Raw genomic sequence first — 24,832 nt, 5'->3', positions numbered from 1 at the left:
TGCGGTAGCGGGCCGATGATGTCCCTATGACGTCATACGACGAACCGCTGAGCGACGCACCCGACGACGTCAGCGATGCGGACCTCCCGCCGCAGCCCGTTCCCGACGACAGCGTGCCCGCACACCGCGGGGATCCCGCCGTGCGCCGCAACGCGCTCGGCGATGTCGCAGACGATCAGCTCAACGCCGGATATCTGCCCACCTCGTCGGGTGTGACGCACAAATCCGCCTATCCGCCCATCGACGACTACGCCTTCCTGTCCGACTGCGAAGCGAACTGCCTGATCGCCCGCAACGGAGCGGTGGAGTGGATGTGCCTGCCGCGGCCGGATTCGCCGAGCGTCTTCGGCGCGATGCTGGACCGCAGCGCCGGACATTTCCGGATCGGCCCGTACGGGGTGAACGTGCCCGCGGCCCGCCGCTATCTGCCCGGCGGCATGATCGTGGAGACGACCTGGCAGACCGACACCGGCTGGCTGATCGTGCGCGACGCGCTGGTGTTGGGCGCATGGCACAACAACGACAAACGCAGCCGCACGCATCGCCGCACGCCGATGGACTGGGACGCCGAGCACATGCTGCTGCGCACGGTGAAATGCGTCAACGGAGTGGTCGAGCTCGAGGTCAGCTGCGAACCGGCCTTCGACTACCACCGGGCCCCGGCCCGCTGGGAGTACACCGGGAAGGTCTACGAGCAGGCCACCGCGACCTGCGAGGGCGAGGCCGACTGCACCAGCCTGACCCTGACCACCGATCTGCGCATCGGCATCGAGGGACGCGAGGCCCGCGCCCGCACCCGGATGAAGGAGGGTGACGAGGTCTACGTCGCGCTGTCCTGGTCCGAACTGCCCGCACCGCGCAGCTACGCCGAAGCGGCGGAGAAGATGTGGGCGACCACCGAATGCTGGCGGCAGTGGATCACCCTCGGCAAGTTCCCCGACCACCCGTGGCGCGGATATCTGCAGCGCAGCGCGCTGACCCTCAAGGGCCTCACCTACGCCCCCACCGGCGCACTGCTCGCCGCGGCCACCACCTCGCTACCGGAAACCCCTGGCGGAGAACGTAATTGGGACTACCGCTACGCCTGGGTGCGCGATTCGACCTTCGCGCTGTGGGGTCTGTACACCCTGGGGATGAACCGCGAGGCCGACGACTTCTTCGCCTTCCTGCACGACGTGGCCACCGACGGCAACGGCGATACGCTCCCGCTGCAGGTGCTGTACGGCATCGGCGGAGAACGCACCATCACCGAATACGAACTCGGCCATCTGCACGGTTACGACGGCGCCAAACCGGTCCGCATCGGCAACGGGGCCTACAACCAGGACCAGCACGACATCTGGGGCACCATCCTGGATTCGGTGTATCTGCACGTGCGTTCCCGCCAGCAGGTGCCCGAAACGCTGTGGCCCATGCTGGAGAAACAGGTGCAGGGCGCGATCGAGCACTGGCGCGAACCCGATCGCGGTATCTGGGAGGTCCGCGGCGAACCGCAACACTTCACCTCCTCCAAGGTGATGTGCTGGGTCGCGCTGGACCGCGGCGCGCATCTGGCCGAGATGCACGGCGAGACCGACTACGCCAAGAAATGGGCCGAGCTGGCCAGGGAGATCCACGCGGACATCCTCGACAACGGCGTCAACGAGGACGGCATCTTCACCCAGACCTACGGCGGCGACACCCTGGACGCGTCCCTGCTGCTGGTGCCGCTGCTGCGGTTCCTGCCCGCGGACGATCCGCGGGTGTGCAAGACCGTGCTGGCCATCGCCGACAACCTCACCGAACAGGGCCTGGTGCTGCGCTATCGCACCGACACCACCGACGACGGCCTGTCCGGTGTGGAGGGCACCTTCACGATCTGCTCGTTCTGGCTGGTCTCGGCGCTGGTGGAGATCGGCGAGGTGCAGCGCGCCCGGCACCTGTGCGAGCGGTTGCTCGGCTACGCCAGCCCGCTCGAGCTGTACGCCGAGGAGATCGACCCGCGGACCGGACGTCACCTGGGCAACTACCCGCAGGCGTTCACCCACCTGGCCCTGATCAACGCACTGACCCACGTCATCCGGGCCGAACAGTCCATCAGCGCAGGCAAATTCCGCCCCGCGCACCCCGCGGGGTGAGGCGTTCGTCGTCGGGGTGAGCCAGCGCGCGGAAGCCGTCGGCGAGACAGTCCTGTAGGACGGCCAGGTCCGGCACGGCGGCGGTATCGGCGTTGATTCCCACGCAGCAGTTCCCCGCGTGGGAAATCAGGATCACGTTGAATGCCGTGCCGAGTGTCGGGCCGAAGGCATACATCCGCTCGATTTCCGCACCGGCGATGTACATCGGCACCGGCGAGCCCGGGACGTTCGAGGCAACGAAGTCCACATGCTTCAACATGGCCCCGACCATGCCGACGGGTAACCGATTCAGCACGGCCGCCGCGGCTGCCGAATACGGCATGGCGGGTTCGCGACGACACTTCAGCACCGTTGCGTGCAGGGTCCGCATCAGATCCGCGGGGTCGGCGGTGTCGGCCGGAAGCGCGAGCCGGGCCAGGGTGATGCGATTGCCGCCGACCGGGTCGTCAGGCTTGCGCAGGCTGATCGGCATCGTCACGCGAAGCCGATCGATGGTCGCGCCATGACGGGCGTGGTAGGCGCGCAAACCCAGCATGATCGCGGCCAGGAAGGCGTCGTTGAACGTGCAGCCGGTGGCCTGCGCCGCCTCGCGCAATTGCGCGACCGGCACGTCGAGCGTCGCGAAGCGCCGTCCGAGACCACGCCGCGTCATCACCGGAGACCAGGTATCGGTCACCGGCCACACCAGATGCGCGAAGGATGCGGCCATCGCTGCACCGTCCCGGATGGTGCGGATCGGGTCTCGCACCGCCCGCCGGGCCAGTGGCAACAGGTGCGACAGACCGCCGCGAGCCAGCGCCGAGCCGACGGCCCGGTTCCAGGCCAGGATGGCGGCCAACTCGCCGGGCTGCTCGTAGGGCTGCACAGGCGCCGGACCACGATCGGCCGCGGACCGAGTGAAATCGACGATCTCGTTCGCCAGTTGGATGCCACCCACGCCGTCGCTCAGCGAATGATGGAACTTCAGAACCAGCGCCGCCGCACCGTCGGTCAGGCCGGTCAGCAGGGTCAGCTGCCACAGCGGCCGTACCGGATCGAAGGAGGTCATCGCCTCGTAGCGGGCGAACTCCAAAACGGACGACATTTCCGTCGATGCGGGCAACACGATGTGCCGCACATGCCAGGACAGGTCGAAGTCGGTATCCCGTGTCCATCGTGGCGGAGCCGAACCGATCGGCATCGCGACCAGCCGGTCCCGGAATCTCGGCGCCACTCGCGACGCGCGATCCACCGTCCGCAGCAACCGATCCACCTCCGGAGCGGTGTCCAGGAGCAGGATCGACACGACCGTAGAGCGCAGGATCGCGTCACGCTCCATGGTCCAGGAGAACAAATCCGACTGGGTCAGATGGGATTCGCGTGGATCGGTCGTCATCGTGCAACCGACGCTATCCACCTCGATCGGCGGACCGCTAGAGACCGAACGCCCACCCGGCGGCGCCCAAAGACCCTAAGGAGCCGGAGCAGGTCTTATCTCACGCACGCTCGCGGATTTCCCGGAGGCGGATCAGGGAGGATTCGATCTCGGTGAGGCGGCGGTCGCGGGCCGGGCCGGATTGTTCGGCCGCGGCCTCCTCCGCTGCGCGCAGGGATTCGTCCACCGAACGTAGTGTCTGATTGGCGATTTCGGTGAAATGGTCGCGCAGGGTGCGCTGCACGCCGCGCAGGCGGTGCCGGGATTCCTTGCTGACCTGGAAGATCACGTCGTCCATCAGGCGCGCGACGGCCGTCTTGGCCTCGGCCTGACGACGTTCGCGACGCAGTTTGCGGTCCTCCCACAGCGCGTTGACGCCCAGCAGTACCGCGGCCGCACCCGAATACCAGTTCACCGGCGGAATGTTCAGCACACTGGCCAGCACCACGCCGACCATCAGCAGACCGCCGTAGGAACCCCGCATGATGTTCAGGATCGGTTGGATCACACCGATTTTCGCCGATGCGAGCGGTTCCAGAGAGGCCACCGGCTCGAGCACGTCGGCCGGATTCTCCAGGCGCAGATCCGCGAGTACCGCGTCGTAGTCGGTGTCGGGGAACTTCTCCGCGACCTCCTGCGCCAATTCCACCGAGCGGTAGTGCGCGATGACGAAGTTCTCCTCCACCGCCTCACAGATGCGCGCGTCCAGATCCGCGCCGAATTCCTTCCAGCCGCGCGCCGGATCGCCCTTGACGATCTCGGCTTCGGCGTCGCGGACCAGGCTGCGCAGCCGGTGACGCAGATCGTGTTCGATATCGGCCATCAGATCCGAACAGCCGTCCGCGAGGGTGATCTGCCAGTTCGCCGAACGCTGCCGCAGACTGTCGGCCTCGGCGCGGGAACTGCGCAGCTGTTCGGTGATCTCGGTGAACCGCTGCGGATCTCGTAACGTCTCGGCCTCGCTGCGCAGGGTCAGCGCCAGATGATCGGTGATGGTGCGGATATCGCGCACCGCCGCCTCGTGGGCCAGCGCGTCCGCGCGCCGCAGCACGTACTCGCGCAGATGCTCGATCAGTTGCGGCACACCGGATTCCAGGTCCCGGCGCTGATCCGCACCGGCCCGCAGATGTTTCTCGGCGGAGATGGGCGCGACCGCGAATCCCAGACCCGCCTGGTCCAGCAGTTCGCGATTGCGTTGCTGCACCTGAGCCCAGACCGGATACCGGTCGATCTTGTTCAGCACGCAGATCACCGTCGGGCAGACCTGCTGGATCCGCGCCAGCAGCACGATCTGTTCGGGGGTGTACTCATTGCCCGCGTCGGCGACGTACAGCACGGCGTCGGCGGCGGCGATCAACGACCAGGTGGTGGGCGTATCGGCGGGTGCGCCCGGCGCGTCCATCACGACGAAACCCTCGGCCAGCAGCGGGCTCGGATCGGTGAACTCCGCGCGGACCACACCGTCCAGGGACATCGCCGCGGCCGGATTCAGCGGGTCGACCGGCTGCCGTTCGGTGCGGCCGCCGGCGACCGTGCGCACCAGCGTCGCGGTGGCCTGCGGCCCGTATTCGGCGATCACCGGGACGCTGACCGGACTGTCGGTGGCGCTGACCACCGTCCCGACCAGGCCGTTGACCAGGGTGCTCATCCCGTTCTTGGGTTCGCCGACCACGACCAGGCGCACCCGGGGATCGGCGACCCGGGACCGGGACATGCTCAGCCGGGCGGTCAGATCGGCGCGCCCGGCCGCACGGGTGAGCCCCAACAGCTCGTCGAGCTGCCGCAGCAGCGGCGCCATCACGTCGGGATGTTTGGCCGCGGCCGGATCGACCGTGGTCACAGTGCGATATGCGGGTCGGGAGCGGGATGGATCAGCAGGTGTGCGGGATCGGTGTCGGTTCCGGGCAGCAGACCGCCGGACAGCCCCGCGGTCAGCCCGACGTGGCCGGAATCCTGCCACGGGGTGTAGTCGTTCGAATCGTGCACCTGCGCAATGGGTTTCGTCGGCAGGTGCGGGCTCATGGTCAGCTGCGGCAGCGTCGGGGCGGGCACGCCGGGCACGGTACCGTGGGCGCCCGGAATCTGCGGCGCGGTGACGGCGGGCGGGGTTTCGTGGCTCGGCATCGTCGGCATGCTCGGCGTGTGGGAGGGCATGCCCGGCTCGCGGGTCGGCATCGGAACCTCGTGCGACGGCGTCGAATCGTGCGACGGCACGGGCTGCCGGGTGACGCCCGAATCGGAGGTGGACGTCGGGCCGTGGGTGGGCCGCGGGCCGTAGGCCGGCGTCGAATCGTGCGTCGGGGTGACCTCGCGCGTCGGCGTGGAATCCCGTGTAGACGTGGAGGATTCGTGACTCGGGGTCACGGTGGTCGGCGCGGTACCGGTACTCGGGTCGACCGTGGTCGGTCCGGGACGCGCGTCGGTGGTCGTGTCGTCCGTGTACGTCGGGTTCGGGTGCCCTGCGATGGTGGAGGTGGTCCCGGCGCCGTGCTCACTCGACGGCGTTCCGGTCACAGTGGGCTCGGTGGAGGGGCCGTATGCGTGGGACGGTGCCGTGCCGCCCGCGGTCGGGCCGTAGGTCGAATGCGTCGGCTTCAGCGGGTGCGACGGGTTCGCACCGCCCAGCTGCGGGATCGGCGGAATGGTCGGCATGGCCGGGATGCTCACGTGCGGCAGCGGGGAATGATCCAACGTCGCGGTCAGGGGTTGTGCGACCGTCGGCCCGGTGCTCGCGCCGTGCTCCGAGCCCGGGGAGGTGGGCCCCGGTGTGGCCGCGGGGACCGGACCGGGTTTGGGCAGACCGAGGAACGCCGCGGGCCCGACCGCAGCGGCCGCACCCAGCGGTATCGGCCCGAGATGATCCGGCAGCGCGCCGACCAGCGTGTGCACCGCCGCATCCGGATGCGCCGCGGGTTGCAGTGGCGTCGTGACGACCGGCTGCGGCACCGGGGGTGCGGCGATCGCCACGACAGCGGGCTGAGGCGCGGTGGCGACGGCGGGCGTGGTCACCGCCGCGGGCGCGGCGACCGCCGCGGGTACGGACGAGACGACGGGCCCGGCCACGGGCAGCGACGGCGACAATGCGGCGGTGGCCGGAACGACCGGCCCGGCAGCGGAGACGACCGGTCCCGCGATACTCACCGGCATCGCCGCACCGGGCACCGCTGCCTGCGGGATACCGGCCACCGGAACCACGCCGGGCGTGCCGACCGGGCCGTGCGCGGACCCCGGCCCTTCAGTAGCGGAAACGCCCATCCCCGAACGGATTCCGGGCGTCGGCCCGACGAGGTTCTGGACCAGTGCGGACTCCTGGCCCGGCGCCGCGGTCGGAGCGGACTCGCCGCCGCCCAGCCACTGTCCGTAGGTGTCGATCTGCTCCCCGATACCGCCGGCGACGCCACCCGCGGCCTGCGCACTCGCATGCAGCCAGACCCCGTCGAGTCCGGCATGCGCGTCGAGATGCGCCTGAACCCCGGCGTACACGCTCAACTCGACACTGCCCACCCCGTCGAATCCCGAAACCACGTGCAGCGCATCGTTTTCCGAGCCGAACGGACCGAAACCCGCTCCCCCGTCGGCGGCCGAGGCCGACGGATCACCCAGATCGATGGGCCCGGGACCGTCGGCGACGTCGGACATCGAGGCATCGGCCGGATGGACCAGGCTCGTCAACGTCGCGCCCTGACCGCCCTGCGCGGCGATCGGCGCCGCCGCCGGATGAATGCCGGGCAGACCGAAATCCGAACCCCCGTTGCCGGAATTCAGCTTCGGGATCTGAAATTCCGGGACCGAGGGGACGCTGGGCATCGCCGGGACGTCCGGCATCGCGGGAACGCTCGGCAGATCGAACGGCGAATCACCGGTGCCGGGAGTGTTCCCGAAGCCGGGAATACCGTTGTTCAGACCCGGGATTCCGTTGCCGAGGTTCGGCACCCCGTTGCCGAGACCGGGCACGGCGCCCGTACCCGGCAGATGATCGGTGCCGGTACCCGGCACGACCCCTTCGCTCGGACCGGGGACCACACTCAATCCCGGTGTGCTGCCATCGGTTCCGGGCATCCCGTGCATACCGGGAATCTTGCTCAGATCGGGCTGCTGTGCCCCGGCTGCGGGCCCGGTCTCGATCTGAACGTGAAATTCGAAGCCCGGCGGAAGATTAGGGAAGGCGAGCAGCGGATGGTCCGAGGCGGCCGCACCCGGATGGCTGAGGACCGGCGGCACCGAATCCGGGGCCGGATCCGGATAGGTGACGACCGGGCTGGGCGCATTGGGCTGCGGATCCTGGAGCGACCAGCCCGCAATCCGGCTGGCGTCGTGGGATTCACCGTTCTCCGGCGTGGTGCTGCCCTCGGCCACCAGGGCACCGCCGGTGACGTACGCCCCTGCCCTCGCGACCCGCGCAACGCCGGTCGCGACGCGATACGCGGTGTCCCCGGCGTGATCGCCCGGGTCCTTCGCGTCTGCGTCGAGGGGCAGGTCACGCGTCATACACACTCCACTCTCAGGTGTCCGGCCCGGAAACCGAACGGGTCTTGCCATCTGTCGAGAACAGGTAACACCATATTTCCGGATGGACCGGCTGTCACATCCTCCAGGCACGGTGAATACCGGATCATGGTGCGCCACACCAGGGTGCCAGTGCGCGGTTCGATTCGAAAGCCCCGATATCGACCGGCAGAGCGGACCGAACGACCGGAAACATCCCCGCCCGATCCCGCGATCAGAACGAGCACACCGGCCGGAGGCTATTTGCCCTTCGGTTTGTCCGATCCGGCCTCGGTCGACAACGCGGCGACGAAGGCCTCCTGCGGAACCTCGACACGTCCGATCGTCTTCATTCGCTTCTTACCCTCCTTCTGCTTCTCCAGCAGTTTCCGCTTGCGGCTGATGTCACCGCCGTAGCACTTGGCCAGCACGTCCTTGCGGATCGCCCGGATGTTCTCGCGCGCAATGATCTTCGAGCCGATGGCCGCCTGGATGGGCACCTCGAACTGCTGCCGCGGAATGAGTTCGCGCAGTTTGGTGGTCATCTTGTGGCCGTAGGCCTGCGCGGCGTCGCGGTGCACGATCGCGGAGAACGCGTCCACGGCCTCGCCCTGCAACAGGATGTCGACCTTCACCAGATCGGCTTCCTGCTCACCGGCCTCCTCGTAGTCCAGGCTCGCGTAACCGCGGGTGCGGGATTTGAGCGAGTCGAAGAAGTCGAAGATGATCTCCGCCATCGGCAGCGTGTACCGCATCTCGACGCGGGTCTCGGACAGATAGTCCATGCCGCCGAGTTCACCGCGCCGGGACTGGCACAGCTCCATGATCGAACCGATGAATTCACTCGGCGCGATCACCGTGCACTTGACCACCGGCTCGTACACGTGCCGCAGTTTGCCCTCGGGCCAGTACGACGGGTTGGTCACCACATGTTCGGCGCCGTCCTCGAGCACCACGCGGTAGACCACGTTCGGTGCGGTGGAGATCAGGTCCAGACCGAATTCGCGCTGCAGGCGTTCGCGGGTGATCTCCATGTGCAGCAGGCCCAGGAAGCCGCAGCGGAAGCCGAAGCCCAGCGCCACCGAGGTTTCCGGGGTGTAGGTCAGGGCGGCATCGTTGAGCTGCAGCTTCTCCAGCGCGTCACGCAGGTCCGGATAGTCCGAGCCGTCGACCGGGTACAGGCCCGAGTAGACCATCGGGCGCGGGTCCTGATATCCGGCCAGGGCCTCGGACGCGCCGTCGCGGGCGGTGGTGACGGTATCGCCGACCTTCGACTGCCGCACATCCTTCACCCCGGTGATGAGGTATCCCACCTCGCCGACGCCCAGGCCCTGCGTCGGCTTGGGCTCCGGGGAGACGATGCCGATCTCGAGCAGTTCGTGGGTCGCACCGGTGGACATCATCTTGATCTTCTGGCGCGGGGTGAGCTTGCCGTCGACCACACGCACGTAGGTGACCACGCCGCGGTAGGTGTCGTAGACCGAGTCGAAGATCATCGCGCGAGCCGGAGCGTCCGCCGCGCCCACCGGCGCCGGGATCTGCTCGATCACCGCATCGAGCAGCTCGGTCACGCCGACGCCGGTCTTGCCGGACACGCGCAGCACGTCCTCGGGCTCGCAGCCGACGATGTGGGCGATCTCGGCCGCGTAGCGGTCCGGGTCGGCGGCGGGCAGGTCGATCTTGTTCAGCACCGGAATGACCGTCAGATCCTTGTCCAGCGCCAGGTAGAGATTGGCCAGCGTCTGCGCCTCGATGCCCTGCGCCGCATCGACCAGCAGGATCGCACCCTCACACGCCTCGAGCGCCCGGGACACCTCATAGGTGAAGTCCACGTGACCGGGAGTGTCGATCAGGTGCAGGACATAGTCCGAACCGTCGACGGACCAGGGCAGCCGCACGTTCTGGGCCTTGATGGTGATACCGCGCTCACGCTCGATATCCATCCGGTCCAGGTACTGCGCGCGCATCGCCCGCTCCTCGACAACTCCGGTGAGCTGCAGCATGCGATCGGCCAGGGTCGACTTCCCGTGGTCGATGTGCGCGATGATGCAGAAATTCCGAATTTGCGACGGATCGGTAAACGTGGTATCGGCGAAGCTGGGCACTGGGCTCCTGGTCACGAAGGGTATTCAGGCGGCATCCATGATCCCACGAGCCCGCACCGACCCGACCCCGAGGTCCGAACTGGCCGCGGCAGTGCGCAAACCGGCGGCACGGCCGGTTCGGATCGCATATCTCGGATCGCATATACCGAGACGCCTCGAGAATTCGATACCGTGCGTGCATCGGACTATTCATCATCGGTGTTGGACAGGCATCAGTGACCGGCCGTAATGTCGTCGGGGCGTGAGGCGAGTCACTCGCGGTCCGGACATTCATTTCACGGGTTCGCGGCGCATTACGCGCCGTATTTCCCGGATCGAAAGGAGTGGACGATGGCGTTCACTCGCAATTCCGCGACGCCCCTGGACTCGGCGGTGAGCAAATTCTTCCGCCGCGTCGTCCCACTGCTGATCATCATGCTGATCTGCAATCAACTCGACCGCGCCAACATCGGATACGCCACCAAATACCTGGAGGCGGACGTCGGAATCGGCGCGGCCGCATACGGTTTCGGAGCGGGCATCTTCTTCGTCGCGTACGCGATATTCGAGTTGCCCAGCAATATGATGCTGGAGAAATTCGGCGCGCGAATCTGGCTGACCCGGATCATGGTCACCTGGGGCCTGGTCGCGGCCGCCATGGTCTTCGTCCGCAATGCCGAGATGTTCTACGCCCTGCGCTTCCTGCTCGGCGCGACCGAGGCGGGTTTCTTCCCCGCGGTGATCTTCTATCTGGCCAAATGGCTGCCCAACGCGCACCGTGGGCGGGCGACCGCACTGTTCGTCGCCGGATCCTCGGTGGCCGCTGCGGTGTCCGGCCCCATCTCGGGACCGCTGCTCACCATGAACGGACTGCTGGGTGTGCACGGCTGGCAGTGGATGTTCGGTATCGAAGGGCTGCTGTCGGTCGTCGTCGGCGTGATCGCGTACCTGCTGCTGGATTCCCGGATCGCCGATGCCCGATGGCTCAGCGACGCCGAACGGACCGCCCTGTCCGAGGCGGTCGAGGCCGAGGAGCAGCGCATCGTGGCCACCTCCGACAAACGCACCCTCTCCCGGTGGCGGATGCTGGCCGATCCGCAGATGCTGCTGTTCTGCTGGATCTACTTCGCCATTCAGCTCTCGATCTACGCCAACACCTTCTGGCTGCCGACCATCGTGCGACGTATCCACGGTCTCGGTGACATCACCGTCGGACTGCTCTCCGCGCTGCCCTGGCTCAGCGCCGTCGTCGCGATGTATCTCACCGCCCGGATCGGCGACCGCCGCGGTAATCGTCGTCCGTTGCTGATCGGCTCCCTGCTCACCGCAGCCGTGGGCACCTATCTGGCAGCGGTGGTCTCGCCCTGGCCTGCACTGATCTTCCTGTGCGTCGCGGCAATGGGCTTCAAGAGCGCGAGCCCGCTGTTCTGGTCCATTCCACAGTCCACCCTGCATCCGCTGGTACTGGCGCCGGCCATCGCGGTGATCAATTCGCTCGGCAATCTGGGCGGCTTCGTCGCGCCCTACGGCTTCGGCCTGATCAAATCGGCCACCGGCACAGTGACCTGGGGGCTGTACGCGCTGGCCGCGGCCTCCGCGCTCGCCGCGGCGTCGGTTCTGTTGATCCGGCGTCATCGACTCGGCGGACCGGCCGCCGCATCCGGCGCGACCGAGTCCACACCCCGTTTCGACAGCGGTGAACCCACCCCTGCCTGATCCTCGCCCACCCATCGGACAGAAAGTTGTTCATGACCGTGTCCTCCGCGACTACCCGATCCCACCCGGCACCCCGCTCCGCCGCGATCCCCGTCGTCACCGAGATGCGCGTGGTCCCGATCGCCGGACACGACAGCATGCTGCTGAATCTCAGCGGGGCGCACTCGCCGTACTTCACTCGAAATCTGTTGATACTCACCGATTCCGACGGCAATACCGGTGTCGGCGAGGTGCCGGGCGGCGAACCCATCCGGCGTACCCTCGAGGACTCGCGCGAGCTGGTGGTGGGGCGGCGCATCGGCGATCACCATGCGGTCCTGGCCGACATCCGGCGCACCTTCGGCGAGCGTGACGCGGGCGGGCGCGGAGCGCAGACCTTCGATCTGCGAGTCACCGTCCACGCGGTCACGGCGGTGGAATCGGCGCTGCTGGACCTGCTCGGACGGCATCTGGATGTACCCGTCGCCGCGCTGCTCGGCGAGGGCCAGCAGCGCAGCCGGGTGCGGGCGCTGGGATATCTGTTCTTCGTCGGGGATCGGAACCGGACCGACCTGGCCTATCGCGGTCCCGCCGACGAGGCCGCGGACGCGGACGAGTGGCTGCGCCTGCGGCACGAGCAGGCGCTCACGCCCGAAGCGGTGGTGCGCCTGGCCGAGGCCGCGCAGGCCCGCTACGGATTCGCCGATTTCAAACTGAAGGGCGGTGTCCTGGCGCCCGCCGAGGAGGCCGCCGCGGTCCGCGCACTCGCCGAACGGTTCCCCGAGGCCCGGATCACCCTGGACCCCAACGGCGGCTGGCTCCTGGACGAGGCGGTGCGCACCGCACGGGATCTGCGCGACGTCCTCGCCTACGCCGAGGATCCCGTCGGCCCGGAGGGCACGCTGTCCGGCCGCGAAGTGATGGCCGAATTCAAACGCGCCACCGGCCTGCCGACCGCCACGAACATGATCGCCACCGATTGGCGTGAGATGGGCCACGCCATCCGCTCGAACGCGGTCGACATCCCACTCGCCGACCCGCATTTCTGGACGATGGCCGGTTCGGTGCGCGTCGCGCAACTCTGCGATGCCTGGGGCCTGACCTGGGGCTCGCACTCCAACAACCACTTCGACGTGTCGCTGGCCATGTTCACTCATGTTGCCGCGGCGGCGCCGGGCGAGATCACCGCCATCGATACGCACTGGATCTGGCAGGACGGCCAGCGCATCACCGTCGATCCGCTGACCATCCGTGACGGACAGCTCACCGTCCCCGACGCGCCCGGCCTGGGCGTGGAGCTGGACCTCGAACGGGTCGAGGCGGCGCACGAGCTGTATCTGCGCGAAGGGCTGGGCGCGCGCGACGACGCCCGCGCCATGCGATACCTGATCCCGGACTGGCAGTTCGACAGCAAACGTCCCGCACTGTGCCGCTAGGCGGTTCGCTGCGACCAGGCGGGATGAGAACCGTGGAATCGGCCGTTATGCTCGCGGACTATGGCCGGTACGTGGAGCTCACTAGGCAAGCAGTTGGGAACCCTTGCCCGGGAACAGGGCCCTCGGATCGTCCGACAGCAGGCGCCCAAGCTGGTCGATCGGATGCAGCGCTCCACGATGTGGGATCGGGCGGTGGGCAAACGCCGTCCGCCCGGTGTGGCGGTGCGGCCGACGGCATCGGTTCCGGTGCCGACGCACGAGCGGGCCCGTCAGGTGGTCTACTGCCCGCGTCTGGACGGGCGGGCCGATCCCGGCGAAATCGTCTGGACCTGGGTGCCGTTCGAAGAGAACCCGAACGAGGGCAAGGACCGCCCGGTGCTGGTCGTCGGCCGCGCCGGGAACACTCTGCTCGGGTTGATGCTCTCCTCGAATCCGGAACGTTCGCGCGATCACCATTGGGTCGAGATCGGTTCGGGCCCTTGGGATTACCAGGGCCGGACGAGTTGGGTGCGGCTGGATCGCGTACTCGACGTGCCCGAGGAGGGCATCCGGCGCGAGGGGGCGATCCTGCCGCGCCGGACCTTCGACATCGTCGCGCATCGACTGTGCCGGGAGTATCACTGGCAGTGAGCCGGGCCGGAAGTTGGCGGCATTCTCCTGATTTCGATACAGTTCCGTCCGTAGTAAACGTCCGACCAGGGCGATTTCACTCGGAGTCCACCCGGCTGGTAGTCTCGATCGTCGGTGCGGCGCTACCCGAGCATCACGGTTTTCGACGTAGTGCGCCCAGAGACTTCCCGGTAGTACAGAACACACCACACAAACGACAGGAATCAGAGGAACTACGCGTGGCCAACATCAAGTCCCAGATGAAGCGGATCCGCACCAACGAGGCGGCGCGTCTGCGCAACCAGTCGGTGAAGTCCGCGCTGCGCACCTCCATCCGCAAGTTCCGCGAGGCCGCCGCGGCCGGTGAGAAGGACCAGGCCAAGGACCTGCTCGTCACCGCGAGCCGCAGCCTGGACAAGGCCGCCTCCAAGGGCGTCATCCACGCCAACCAGGCCGCCAACAAGAAGTCGGCGCTGGCGCTGGCGTTCAACAAGATCGGCTGATTCTTCGCGGTAGTACCTACCGCATACGCTTTACCGCCGCCGTGGCAGAGGGTCTGTGAAAGCAGACGACCACGGCGGCTTTTGTCGTGCTTGCAGCATTCGTTCTGACCCGGGATCGAACTTTGCGTGCCGTGATCGACCGGGGCGGGGAGCTGCGGCATCGAGATCGGCGGTGACTCGCCCGCGACCGGGAAGGATTACCTGCCCGCGATCCGGGAGCCGAACCGCAGCCGAACCGCCGATGGGTGGGACTCAGCGTGCAAACGGGTGGGACTCAGGCAACGCCGTGTAGGTCCAGAATGGTGGACAGGGCGTGTTCGAGGGCGTACGTCGTGTCGGCGGCCCCGCCCTTGACGTCGGCATTGAGGGTGGCGACGATCTGCAGGGCCGAACCGATCGTCGCGGCTGTCCAGCCGCGGGCCTGGCCCTGTGCCTTCTTCACTTTCCACGGGGGCATGCCGAGCTGAGAGGCGAGTTTGAACGGGTCGCCGCGACCGGCCGAGCCGACCCGGGCGATGGTGTGCACCGAATCGGCGAGGGCGTCGGCGAGCAGGACCGCGGGCACGCCGCGGTCGGTGGCCCAGCGCAGCGCCTCCATCGCGGCGGGACGATCGCCCGCGACGGCCAGATCCGCGACATCGAATCCGGTCACCTCCGCCCGGCCCGAGTAGTAGCGACGCACCGCGGCGATATCGACCTTGCCGCCGGTGTCGGCAGCGAGCTGGGAACAGGCCGCGGCGAGCTCGCGCAGATCCGAGCCGACCGCCTCCAGCATCGCCTGCACCACCTCTGCCTGGACCCGCAGACCCGCGGACCGGAATTCGTTGCGCACGAACTCGACCCGCTCACCGGCCTTACTGATCTTGGCGCAGTTGTGCGTGACCGCACCAGCCTTCTGCAGCGCCGGAGCCAGCGCCTTGGCGCGACCGCCGCCGGAATGCAGGATGACCAGAACCACGCCCTCGGGCGGCTCCGCCGCAGCGCTGGTGATGACCCCGACCGCATCCTTGCCCGCCTCGGCCGCGGACTCCAGGACGATCACCCTGTCCTCGGCGAACAGCGACGGGCTCAGCAACTCGGCCAGCTCGGCGGTGCTCGCATCACCGGCCCGCAACCGATCCACCGGTAGCGCTTCGGGATCCGGGGCGTCCGCACGCACGCCGGAGACGATCGAGGCGACCGCGCGCTCGATGAGCAACTCTTCCTCACCGAGCACGAGATGGACGGAGGCAGGACGATCGGTCACGTCCCGCATCCTACGGTGAGCCACCGACACCGCCGCACCTCGCCGCCGCAAGGGTTCGGCGAGCGTCACCGGGCGGCACGGCTGTCCTGCGACCGCTCTTCGGGTGGATCGGCCCCTGACGGATCCGGCGGGCGGGTGATGCGGTGGAACAGGATCAGCAGGCCGCCGACCAGTATCGCGAGGGCGAATCCGCCCCGCGGCCCGTCCGGTAGCGACACCGAGATACCCAGCGACGCACCATGTTCGGCGACGAACAACAGCCACCACAGCGGTGGTCCGGTCAGTCGCAACACCAGTACCCCCGCGGGCAGCCAGGCACAGGACAGCACCGCGCCGAGCGCACCGATCACCGTGATCGGTGCGATCACCGGCTCCACCAGCAGATTCGCAACGATGGCGAGCAGCCCGACCCGTCCGGTCAGTGCGACGATCAGTGGGGCGGTCAGCAGGAAGGCCGCCGTGGCGACGCCGACGGCCTCGGCCGGACCGCGCCGCCAGCCACGTTCCTCGAGCCAGTGCGACCATCGCGGCGCCAGCACGATCAGCCCGACCGTCGCCAGTACCGACAGCGCGAACCCGATGTCCAGGGCCAGCTCCGGAGACCACCCGATCAACCCGATCGTCGCACCGCACAGCGCGGGCAGGGCTTGCTTGCGACGACCGAGCAGCACCGCGAGCACGGCCACACCACCCATCACCGCCGCGCGCAGCACCGTCGGCGAGGGCCGCGCCAGAACGACGAAACCGATCAGAGCCAGTGCCGCGAGCACCGCGCCGACGCGAGGATCGATGGTCAGCAGACGCATCGAAATCATCACTGTGGCAAGCACAATCGTCACATTCGTGCCCGACACGGCCACCAGATGCGAGAGCTCGGTGTGCTGGAAATCCTCGCGCACCTGATCGGGCAGCCGGGATACGTCACCGTCGACCAACCCCGGCAGCAGCCCGGCCTCGGTGCGCGGCAGGGCGTGCGAGGCCGCCGCGGCGAAGTTCGCGCGAACCGATCCGGCCGCGCGCTGCCACCACGGCGCGCGCTCGACGGTGACCGGTGGCCCCTGCGCCCGAAGCACCGCCACCGTGAGATCGCGCCGCCACGGCCGATCCAGACGCGCCCGGAATCGCACCACCTGCCCAGGCAGCAGTCCCGGCCACCCGGGCTGCGCGGCGAGCACGATCACCGCACCACCCGCCCGCACCGGCACCGTACCGTGCCGATACTCCCGCAGATCCGCCTCGACCATCCACTGCCGACCGCCGAAGGATTTGGCGGGCAACGGTTTCGGATCATCGGTCGGCACGGCGATCACCGTCAGATAGGTACCCACCGCCGCCGTCCGCAACGGATGCGTCGCAACCCGGTACTCGCGCCACGCCGCCGCGATCCCGAACCCCGCCCCCGCGACCAGCGCGGCCAACAGCACCGCGGCAGCCATCCGCCACCCGCCCCGGCGAACCCGAACCGCCCCCACCCCCACCACCATCGCCACCCCGACCAACACACCCACCACCATCACCCCCACCCACCATCCCGCCAGCACAGTCACAACCGTTATCCCCCAACACATCACAGCCGCAGGAACCAACCGCGCATCCAACACCGTCGGCACCAACCCACCCGCCCCATCTCCGGTGCAAGCCTGGGGCGGGGTCATAGCGTCACCAGGTCGCGGAGACGGTTGAGGCGGGATTGGCCCAGGCCCGGGATTTCGGCGAGTTGGTCGATGGTGGTGAAGGGGCCGTGTTCAGTGCGCCAGGCGATGATGCTGCGGGCCGTGGCGGGGCCTACGCCGGGGAGTTCGTCCAGTTCGGATTCGGTGCCGGTGTTGAGATTCACCTTGGCCGCAGGGGCCGAGGAGGTGCCGGAGGTGTCCAGCGGGTGTTCGCTGCCGGATATCACGGCGCTGCCGAGTTGCGGTGCGCCCTCGTTCGGGCTCAGTGCGCCGACGATGATCTGATCGCCGTCGGCCAGTCGTCGCGCGAGATTCAGGCGTGCCAGATCGGCGCCGTCCCTGGCCACCGCGATCGCCACCGCATCGGCGACCCGGGAGCCGGCCGGAAGGTGCAGCAGACCGACGTGTTCCACCAGTCCGACCACGCTCACCACCAGCTCCGCCGGTCGGCTGGGTGGAGGCGCGGACGTGGTGGTCTCGGCCGATGTGCGGGATGCGGCGGGTACGGCCGCTACGTCCGAGGTCTGCACCATCGGCAGAGGTGGAACCGGCTGTGCGACAGGGCTTTCCTGCTGCGTCGCCAGAACAGCCACCAGCACCGCGGCAACCCCGACTACCGCGAGAACCAGCACCCCGCGCCGCCCCGGATGCAGCCGGACGCCGCGAAACCGCTCGGGCACCAGCCGCTCGTGCCACAGCGAGACGCTGCCCACCGGCTCGCTCAGCCAGTGCGGGGTATTCGGCACCCCGGACACCTCGTCGTCCCATCCCCCGGACGGCTCACCATCCCCATCGGACTCCTCGAACTCGACCTCCTCGGCATCCCACCGTCCCCCGCGCACCGCCCGCCGACCGGGGACCTGCCCATCGAGCGCCCCCAGCCGCTCTCGAACCCGCATCCGCTCGTCATCCCGCGCCATGCCAGCCACCGTAGGACCGACACCACCACCCGCTACCGCGCCGACCTGCGGTTACAACTCCCCTGTGGACAACCGATCGGCTGTGGACAACGCACCCGACCGGACCCGCGTATGTCGGTCCCCTGTGCTGATGCCGAGAACCACGCCCCGAGGTCAGCCGCAGCCGCCGGGAACCACCAGTACACCGACCGCACCCGAACCCAGGTGCACCCCGAGGGTCGGGCCGAATTCCGCAGTGATCAATTCGCGGATGTCGGGGATCAGTTCGTGGAGCTGGGTGGCGAGCGTGACGGCGGCGTCGGGGGCAGCGAGGTGCTGGACGGCGATCGCCGCGCCCGCCTCTCCGGCCGCATCCACCGCTGCGGCAACGAGTTTCGCGTAGGCCTTGGACCTGGTACGGGCCTTCTCGCGCAATTCGAGGCGGCCCTCGACCATCTGCAGCAGGGGTTTGGTCACCAACTCGGTGCCGAAGAACGCGGCCGCACTGCTGAGCCGCCCGCCGCGACGCAACTGCTCGGTGCGGTTGACCATGATGAACGCCCGGCCCCGACCGGCCGCGGCGACCGCCGAGTCGTAGACGATGTCCAGCGGCGCACCGGCCTCGGCGCGGCGCGCGGCGGCCAGGACCGGCAGCCCGGTGCCCAGCCCGGCGCCGAGCGAATCCACCAGACGAACCCGGTCGGCGGCGTCCATGTCGAGCACGGCCTGTCGCCCGGCCTCCCAGGTCGCCGAGAGCTGACGGGAAATATGTACGGCCACAACGCCATCGCCGCCGCTGAGTTCCAGCGCGCGCTCGTAGACGGCGCGCAGCTCACCCGGCGAGGCGGCCGAAGTGCTCACCGTCGCCGAGGCGTAGTCGATAGCGCATTCGTCCACGCCCTCGCGAATTTCACGGTCGTCCACCAGCACATGCAGCGGCACCACGAGAATGCCCAGGTCCGCCACCAGATCGGCAGGCAGGCTCGCGGAGGAATCGGTCACCACAACTACGGACATCGCCTCAGCGCCCTCCGGTCCGCATCGTCAGCAACTCACCTCCGAGATCACCTTCACCATCGCCCGCGCGACCGCGGTGTGCCCTTCCCAACCCCAGTGGATGCCATCCGGATTCGACTCGCCGTGGAAGACGTTGTCGCGCACCGCCTCCCCCAGATCCACCAGTGGCACAGCGGTTTTCGCGGACCATTCGCGCAACGCCCGCACCGCGGGCTCGCGCCCGGTGTGCACCCGGCCGTACGCCTCGCAGTCGTGCACCGACGGCAGCACACCCACCACCGGCAACTCGGGACGCAACTGCGCCAGCGAGTTACGGCACTGTTCGAGGTAGTCGATGCTCACCTGCGGCGGCAACGCCACCGGCCGGCCCAGTTTCGACAACCGCGGCTGCAACCAGTTGTAGCCGTCGCGCACGCGCCGCCGCACCGCGGGCGGCCGCACGTAGCGAATCAACTCACGCAGTGCGGTCGGCAGCGGCGAGGGCAGCGAGTCCATCCCGCCGGTCGCGAAGACCACCGCACCGGCCCGCGGCACCGCGGCCCACACCCGCGGGTCGCCGATCAGCGCCCAGTACGCGTCGCGGCAGGTCCAGCCGATCCGGCCGATCAGCTCGACGTCCCAATCCAGCTCCGCCGCAACCAGGTTCGGCCAGATGCGCGGATCATCGGCAGGCAGCCCGCCCTTGGGGCCGAAATAGGCCAGCGAGTCGGCGATCACCAACAGCACCGGCCGCCGGGATCCCTCGGCCACCGACTCCGGCTCGGCGCTGCTACTCACCGCGGAGCCGGTCTCGGCGACGGCCGGAGCATCCGCGTCGTCCGCGACCTCGACCTCCTCAGCCGAATCACTCTCGCCCGAACCGGATCCCAACTCCACATCGAGTGATGGGAGCTGTGCAACCTCGTCCGAGGACCCGGAACCGGCCTCGGACGACTCGCCAACGACTTCCGGCTCACCCTCGAGAACAACGGTATTCACCGACTCAGCCGATAGGGAGCCGGCGCGTTCCGCATCCACCGAAGCGTCAGCCTCGTCCGCTGTCACTTCCCCGGCATCGGACGATCTACCGATACTCGGCGAACCGACGCTCGAATCTGCCAGGTCAGCAACGGAATCCGCCGCGAGGCGGGTATCCGGCCCGGACTCGGCAGGCAACACCGGATCACCGGAATCACCAGCGACCACAGCGGTTTCGATATTCACCGACACCCCGGGCGGTCCGGTATCTCCCTCGGAATCACCCGGAGCAGTCTCCGAACCGACGTGTCCGTCCTCGTTCGCCCCCGAGTTCGGTTCCGACGCAGCCGGTTCCGGCGCGGGCCCGCCGAACAGCAGGTCCGGCAGATGCCGCACGGGCCCGCCGGACGCCTTGCGCAGCAGTTCGTCGGAAACGGTCCCGCCCTGCTCGGGTGCGGGTGTGTCACCACCGGCCGATACGTCACCGGGCCGAGCGGGCGCGGGCCCGCCGAACAGCGCGTCCGGCAGATGCCGGACCGGCCCTTCGGACGCCTTGCGCAGCAATTCGTCCGAGACCTGCCGGGTCGCATCGTCCCGGTCGTTCGGGGTGGGTTTCTCAGAGGACATCAGGTGCTACCTTCGCCGCCGCGTTCCATACATCCAGCCGCCACCCGGGCTGCTCGATGCTCGGACCGTGACTGCTGAGCTGCACCCAGCTGGTATTCGCCAGTCCACCCAGGACGGGCCAGTTCGCCGCAGGCAGTTCGAGCAGCGCGGCGGTCAGAGCCGCGATCAACCCGCCGTGCGCGACGAGGATGATCGTACGGCCGGGCCAGTCGGCGCGCGCGTCGAACAATTCGCGTACCACCGGCAGTGCCCGCGCGCCCACCTCGAGCTTGCTCTCACCACCGGGCGGGGTGAACGAAGCATCCAGCCGCCACCGTTGGCGCGCACCGGGATAGCGTGCGTCCACCTCGATATGGGTCAGGCCCTCCCAGTCGCCGAGCCGGGTCTCGCGCAGCCGCTGATCGGGCACCACGTCCAGATCGCTGTGATCGGCCAGGGCGCCGGCGGTGTCGAAGGCGCGACGCAGATCCGAGGAGATCAGCGCGATCGGCTCGATCCCCATCAGTTCGCGGGCCGCGTCCTTGGCCTGCCGACGACCCAGTTCGCTGAGATCGGTGTCGTACTGGCCCTGCATGCGGTCGGCAGCATTCCATTCGGTCTGGCCGTGCCGCAGCAGGATCAACCGGCGAACGCCGACGTGCTTAGTCATCTGTATCCGTATCCGTCTCCGACGCCGAGCCGACCACCGGACGCCGTGTCCTCGAACACGCCGCCGCGGATCCGTCGGTCACTCGGGCGATCCATCCGCCGTCCGGGCCTCGCCGACCCCCTCGACCGGCACCTGCGGGCAATCCTTCCAAAGCCGTTCCAGCCCATAGAAATCGCGCTCGTCGCTGTGCTGGATGTGCACCACCACCTCGACGTAGTCCAGTAGCACCCAGCGCCCCTCCCGGGTGCCCTCCCGGCGCACCGGCTTGTGCCCGGCCAGGCGTAGCTGCTCCTCGACGGCGTCGACGATCGCGTTGACCTGTCGCTCGTTGGGTGCGGACGCGATGACGAAGCAGTCCGTGATCACCAACTGTTCGGACACGTCGAGCACGACCACATCGGTGGCCAGCTTGTCGTCGGCAGCGCGCGCGGCCACCTGTGCCATCTGCACCGCTTCGGCGGATGCTGTCATTACGCCCGGCCTACCTTCCCGTTCCCTACCGGCACGTACAGATGCCGCTTCGATATGTACTGCACGACCCCGTCCGGCACCAGGTACCACACCGGCCTGCCTTCGGCGGCCCGGCGACGGCACTCGCTCGAGGAGATCGCCAATGCCGGGATCTCGATCACGGTCACCGCGTCGGGCGGGCTGCCCTGCAGATGCTTCTCCAGATGATCGGTGTTCAGTTCGTACCCCGGACGGCTCACCCCGACGAACTTCGCCAGTTCGAACAGTTCGGCCCAATCCTGCCATGTGAGGATGCTGGACAGTGCGTCCGCACCGGTGATGAAGTACAGCTCCGCGTCGGGATGCTGTTCCTTGAGGTCACGCAGGGTGTCGACGGTGTAGGTGACCTTGCCGCGGTCGATGTCCGCGCGACTCACCGAGAACCGCGGATTGGACGCGGTGGCGATGACCGTCATGAGATAGCGGTCCTCGGGCGGACTGACCTGCTTACCGGACTTCTGCCAGGGCTCGCCGGTGGGGACGAAGATCACCTCGTCGAGCTCGAAACGATGCGCGACCTCGCTGGCAGCGACCAGGTGTCCATGGTGGACGGGATCGAAGGTTCCGCCCATCACGCCCAGTTTGCGCCGGCCTGTTTCTTGCACGACTGCCGAGCTTACTGGGCGGCGTTTCCCTGGCGTGTCACTCCCCGCCCGTCGCGGGCGCTCGGGGGCGGCGCTCAGCGGTGTACCAGCGACCTGAATCCCGCCGCCGCGCAGCGTTCCACCCGGACCACGGACGTCCGGTGGTGATGTCCGGACTGGGTCGCGGTGCAGGAGGCCGATCCGGAGCCGGCCCACAGACATGCGCCGATCACCGCGAGGATCACCAGCACCAGGGCCGCGCGGGGCGCCATGCCGGTCATATCGCGCTCGCCTCCTCTCGCATCGTGTCGAGCTGTCGGCGGGTCTGCAGGAGTTCACCGCGTACCTCCGCTGAGGATGCGATCCGTGCGAGCCGCTCCAGATCTTCCAGCAGAGTCCGCATGGTCGCCAATCCGACGCGCTGTGCCGCCGCGACCGATTCCCCGCCCCAGAACTGCAGCCATGCCGCCGAACGCAGACTGCGCGCTCGCGGACCGACGCGCTCGAGGGTCTCGAACAGATCCGCGGCCCGCAGATACGCGACGAGTGCGTCGGCGTCGCGGCCGCATACCGACAGCGCCGCGGCCTCGGCGTGCACCAGTTCCGCGGTGAGCCCGCGCTGCTGCGGATCGTGCTCGATCAGCCGGGCAGCCTCGGCGAATTGCGCGGCGGCGTCGTGGTATCGGTTCAGCGCGTTGAGCGATTCCCCGAATTGTTTTCGGATCAGCGCGATCTCGGTCGGCGGATAGGGAATCGCGGTGTCGGGCAGGGCTTGTCCGGACGAACCGGACTCCAAGGCCAGCGGCTGCTCGAACAGCGCCGCAGCCTCGCCGTGCCGCTCGGCGCGGTGATAGGCGCGCGCCGCGACCAGGGTGTGATGCAGTGTGTCGACGGCCGAGAGCGGCTCCCACCGCCAGGCCGCGACGAGCGCCGCGTCGGCCAGGGCGGATTCGCGTCCGCGCTGTCCCGAGATCGCGGTCACCAGCAGCGAACTCAACCGGGCCAGTTGCTCGCCGGGCAGTACCGACGCGCCCGCCTCGAGTGCCCGGCGCAGGCGCTGCTCGGCCCCGGCCGGATCCACTCCCAGCCGGGCGACGGCCACTTCGGCCAGCCGCTCGGCCTCGGGCCGTGGTCCGGACCTCGCGGTCGGCGCGGTGGGCCGGATCGGCGGCCGCACATCGACCGCGGCACGAACTCCCAGCGGCAGATGGTCCACGAGGGGAGCCCGGTCCAGCCGTGCGCGTACAGACCTGCTGATCGAATCGGTGCCGTTGCGAGCGTCGTATCGGGCGCACAGTCCGTAGATCTCCGCGGTGAGCGTCTCCAGCAGCGGCGCGGCGGCGCTCTTGCCGATCCGCACGTCGGCGCGTCCCAGTTCGACCAGCCGCCGCAGCAGTACGCAGACGCCGGTGAGGAATTCCAGTCGCAGATTCGCGTCCGCGGCGCCGTCGGTCAGCCAGTCGATGTGCTCGGCGAGGATGTCCAGACCGCGCGCCTCGTTACCGGTCAGCGCACAGAACTCGATGTGCTGAGCCACCGCGTGACGTAGTCCGAGAACGCCTCTGACCAATGGGTATCCGGTGAGGTGCGCGGCACGGGCCGCATCGAAACCGCCGGTTCGCACCAGCGGCAGCAGGGCGTGCGCACTGACCCGGTGCGGCTCGTGCGCACACCGCCGCCTACCGTCCAGCACCGGAGCCCACCGACGCAGCGCATCGACGTCCGCGTCCATGGCGACCGACAGCGATCCCGCCCAATTACATTCGCACGCTTCACAATCGGTCATCTCATCCCGCGGGGCATCGAGTGCGAGGGCGCGCAACCGCGCGGCCTCCTCGTAGTCACCGAGGTCCCGGGCCAGGATCGATCGCAGCTTCAGTACCGGGCGCAGGCTGTATCCCGCCGCGCGATAGCGGTTTTCGAGTTCGCCGAACCAGCGGCGGACGGTACCCAGCGGAACCGCCGGATTGTCGATCAGGTCGCTGGTCATCCATTTCATGTACCAGTGCACCGAACGCGACAACTCCGCGGTGGCATCGGGATGCTCGTCGAAGATCCGCAGCAGCCGGACGATGGCGATGGGCGCCAGATCCCGTTCTCCCGCATACGTGTACGCCTGCACCAGGTCCAGCAGCACCTCCGCCTCCGCTGCGCGATCGGCGCCGATGCGCGCGGTCGCGGCGAGGGCTTCCAGGCACCGGGTGCGCTCACGGCCCTCGGGTACCGTGCGGGCACGGGTGAGTGCGTGCCTGATCTCCGCCGAATCCATGCGTGGATGATCGCTACCCGCTCATGCGGTGCGCTTAATAAAAGCTAATGATCACCCC

19 protein-coding genes are annotated in these 24,832 nt (G+C 68.5%); 5 read left to right on the top strand and 14 right to left on the bottom strand.

Annotated elements, in window-relative coordinates; genetic code table 11:
• Window positions 1-26: 26 nt before the first annotated feature.
• Window positions 27-2,117, top strand: a complete 2,091-nt coding sequence (locus tag K7711_RS18010) for a glycoside hydrolase family 15 protein (RefSeq protein ID WP_235747362.1) — start codon at window positions 27-29, stop codon at window positions 2,115-2,117.
• On the opposite strand, the gene K7711_RS18005 is transcribed toward K7711_RS18010, so the two are convergent.
• The 4 genes from K7711_RS18005 to lepA form a co-directional block, all read right to left on the bottom strand.
• On the bottom strand, window positions 2,077-3,492 hold the full coding sequence (locus K7711_RS18005) for a wax ester/triacylglycerol synthase domain-containing protein (protein WP_222970569.1): 1,416 nt from the start codon (window positions 3,490-3,492) through the stop codon (window positions 2,077-2,079). The genes K7711_RS18010 and K7711_RS18005 overlap by 41 nt on opposite strands.
• Before the next feature lie 100 nt (window positions 3,493-3,592).
• A complete protein-coding gene (locus tag K7711_RS18000) occupies window positions 3,593-5,371 on the bottom strand; it encodes a P-loop NTPase family protein (protein ID WP_308014807.1) in 1,779 nt (592 codons plus the stop codon).
• Window positions 5,368-8,019, bottom strand: coding sequence for a hypothetical protein (locus tag K7711_RS17995; RefSeq protein ID WP_222970568.1), 2,652 nt, complete (start codon window positions 8,017-8,019; stop codon window positions 5,368-5,370). The genes K7711_RS18000 and K7711_RS17995 overlap by 4 nt, the downstream gene beginning before the upstream one ends.
• 257 nt (window positions 8,020-8,276) lie before the next feature.
• On the bottom strand, window positions 8,277-10,136 hold the full coding sequence (gene lepA / locus K7711_RS17990; protein WP_372460153.1) for a translation elongation factor 4: 1,860 nt from the start codon (window positions 10,134-10,136) through the stop codon (window positions 8,277-8,279).
• 315 nt (window positions 10,137-10,451) lie between these two features.
• On the opposite strand from lepA, the gene K7711_RS17985 reads away from it, so the two are divergent.
• The 4 genes from K7711_RS17985 to rpsT all read left to right on the top strand — a co-directional run bounded on the left by K7711_RS17985 (window position 10,452) and on the right by rpsT (window position 14,343).
• The gene (locus K7711_RS17985) at window positions 10,452-11,816 is read left to right on the top strand and encodes an MFS transporter (RefSeq protein WP_222970567.1); all 1,365 of its coding nucleotides are present in this window, start codon (window positions 10,452-10,454) and stop codon (window positions 11,814-11,816) included.
• Between the two features lie 32 nt (window positions 11,817-11,848).
• Complete coding sequence (gudD, locus tag K7711_RS17980) at window positions 11,849-13,231, top strand: glucarate dehydratase (protein ID WP_222970566.1); 1,383 nt, start codon at window positions 11,849-11,851, stop codon at window positions 13,229-13,231.
• A 60-nt stretch (window positions 13,232-13,291) separates the two neighbouring features.
• Window positions 13,292-13,861, top strand: coding sequence for a type II toxin-antitoxin system PemK/MazF family toxin (locus K7711_RS17975; protein ID WP_222970565.1), 570 nt, complete (start codon window positions 13,292-13,294; stop codon window positions 13,859-13,861).
• 218 nt (window positions 13,862-14,079) lie between these two features.
• Entirely contained in the window at window positions 14,080-14,343 is a 264-nt protein-coding gene (gene rpsT, locus K7711_RS17970) for a 30S ribosomal protein S20 (RefSeq protein WP_040820425.1), read from the top strand.
• 274 nt (window positions 14,344-14,617) lie between these two features.
• Here rpsT and holA read toward each other — a convergent pair whose 3' ends face one another.
• The 10 genes from holA to K7711_RS17920 form a co-directional block, all read right to left on the bottom strand.
• Window positions 14,618-15,589 carry a DNA polymerase III subunit delta gene (holA, locus tag K7711_RS17965; protein WP_308014806.1) on the bottom strand — a complete coding sequence of 324 codons (972 nt, stop codon included), beginning with the start codon at window positions 15,587-15,589 and terminating at the stop codon, window positions 14,618-14,620.
• A gap of 65 nt (window positions 15,590-15,654) precedes the next feature.
• Window positions 15,655-17,136, bottom strand: coding sequence for a ComEC/Rec2 family competence protein (locus K7711_RS17960; protein ID WP_308014805.1), 1,482 nt, complete (start codon window positions 17,134-17,136; stop codon window positions 15,655-15,657).
• 104 nt (window positions 17,137-17,240) lie between these two features.
• A complete protein-coding gene (locus tag K7711_RS17955) occupies window positions 17,241-18,182 on the bottom strand; it encodes a ComEA family DNA-binding protein (protein ID WP_222970563.1) in 942 nt (313 codons plus the stop codon).
• Window positions 18,183-18,335: 153 nt separating this feature from the next.
• Complete coding sequence (locus K7711_RS17950) at window positions 18,336-19,178, bottom strand: DegV family protein (protein WP_222970562.1); 843 nt, start codon at window positions 19,176-19,178, stop codon at window positions 18,336-18,338.
• 27 nt (window positions 19,179-19,205) lie between these two features.
• On the bottom strand, window positions 19,206-19,955 hold the full coding sequence (octT, locus tag K7711_RS48935; RefSeq protein WP_308014830.1) for a diglucosylglycerate octanoyltransferase: 750 nt from the start codon (window positions 19,953-19,955) through the stop codon (window positions 19,206-19,208).
• A 796-nt stretch (window positions 19,956-20,751) separates the two neighbouring features.
• Window positions 20,752-21,411 carry a histidine phosphatase family protein gene (locus K7711_RS17940; protein WP_040820340.1) on the bottom strand — a complete coding sequence of 220 codons (660 nt, stop codon included), beginning with the start codon at window positions 21,409-21,411 and terminating at the stop codon, window positions 20,752-20,754.
• 78 nt (window positions 21,412-21,489) lie between these two features.
• Complete coding sequence (gene rsfS / locus K7711_RS17935) at window positions 21,490-21,882, bottom strand: ribosome silencing factor (protein WP_040820339.1); 393 nt, start codon at window positions 21,880-21,882, stop codon at window positions 21,490-21,492.
• Complete coding sequence (nadD, locus tag K7711_RS17930; protein WP_235747425.1) at window positions 21,882-22,493, bottom strand: nicotinate-nucleotide adenylyltransferase; 612 nt, start codon at window positions 22,491-22,493, stop codon at window positions 21,882-21,884. The genes rsfS and nadD overlap by 1 nt, the downstream gene beginning before the upstream one ends.
• Window positions 22,494-22,600: 107 nt before the next feature.
• Window positions 22,601-22,786 (bottom strand): hypothetical protein, encoded by a 186-nt coding sequence (locus tag K7711_RS17925; protein WP_222970560.1) that lies wholly within the window; start codon window positions 22,784-22,786, stop codon window positions 22,601-22,603.
• Window positions 22,783-24,774 carry a hypothetical protein gene (locus tag K7711_RS17920; protein ID WP_222970559.1) on the bottom strand — a complete coding sequence of 664 codons (1,992 nt, stop codon included), beginning with the start codon at window positions 24,772-24,774 and terminating at the stop codon, window positions 22,783-22,785. Before K7711_RS17920 ends, K7711_RS17925 begins: the two co-directional genes overlap by 4 nt.
• Window positions 24,775-24,832 lie beyond the last annotated feature (58 nt).

Source organism: Nocardia coffeae, from assembly GCF_019890715.1.
GTDB classification, from domain to species: domain Bacteria; phylum Actinomycetota; class Actinomycetes; order Mycobacteriales; family Mycobacteriaceae; genus Nocardia; species Nocardia jiangxiensis.
Note: the sequence above shows the minus strand (reverse complement) of the source record. Positions and strands in the feature narration are given on the sequence as shown.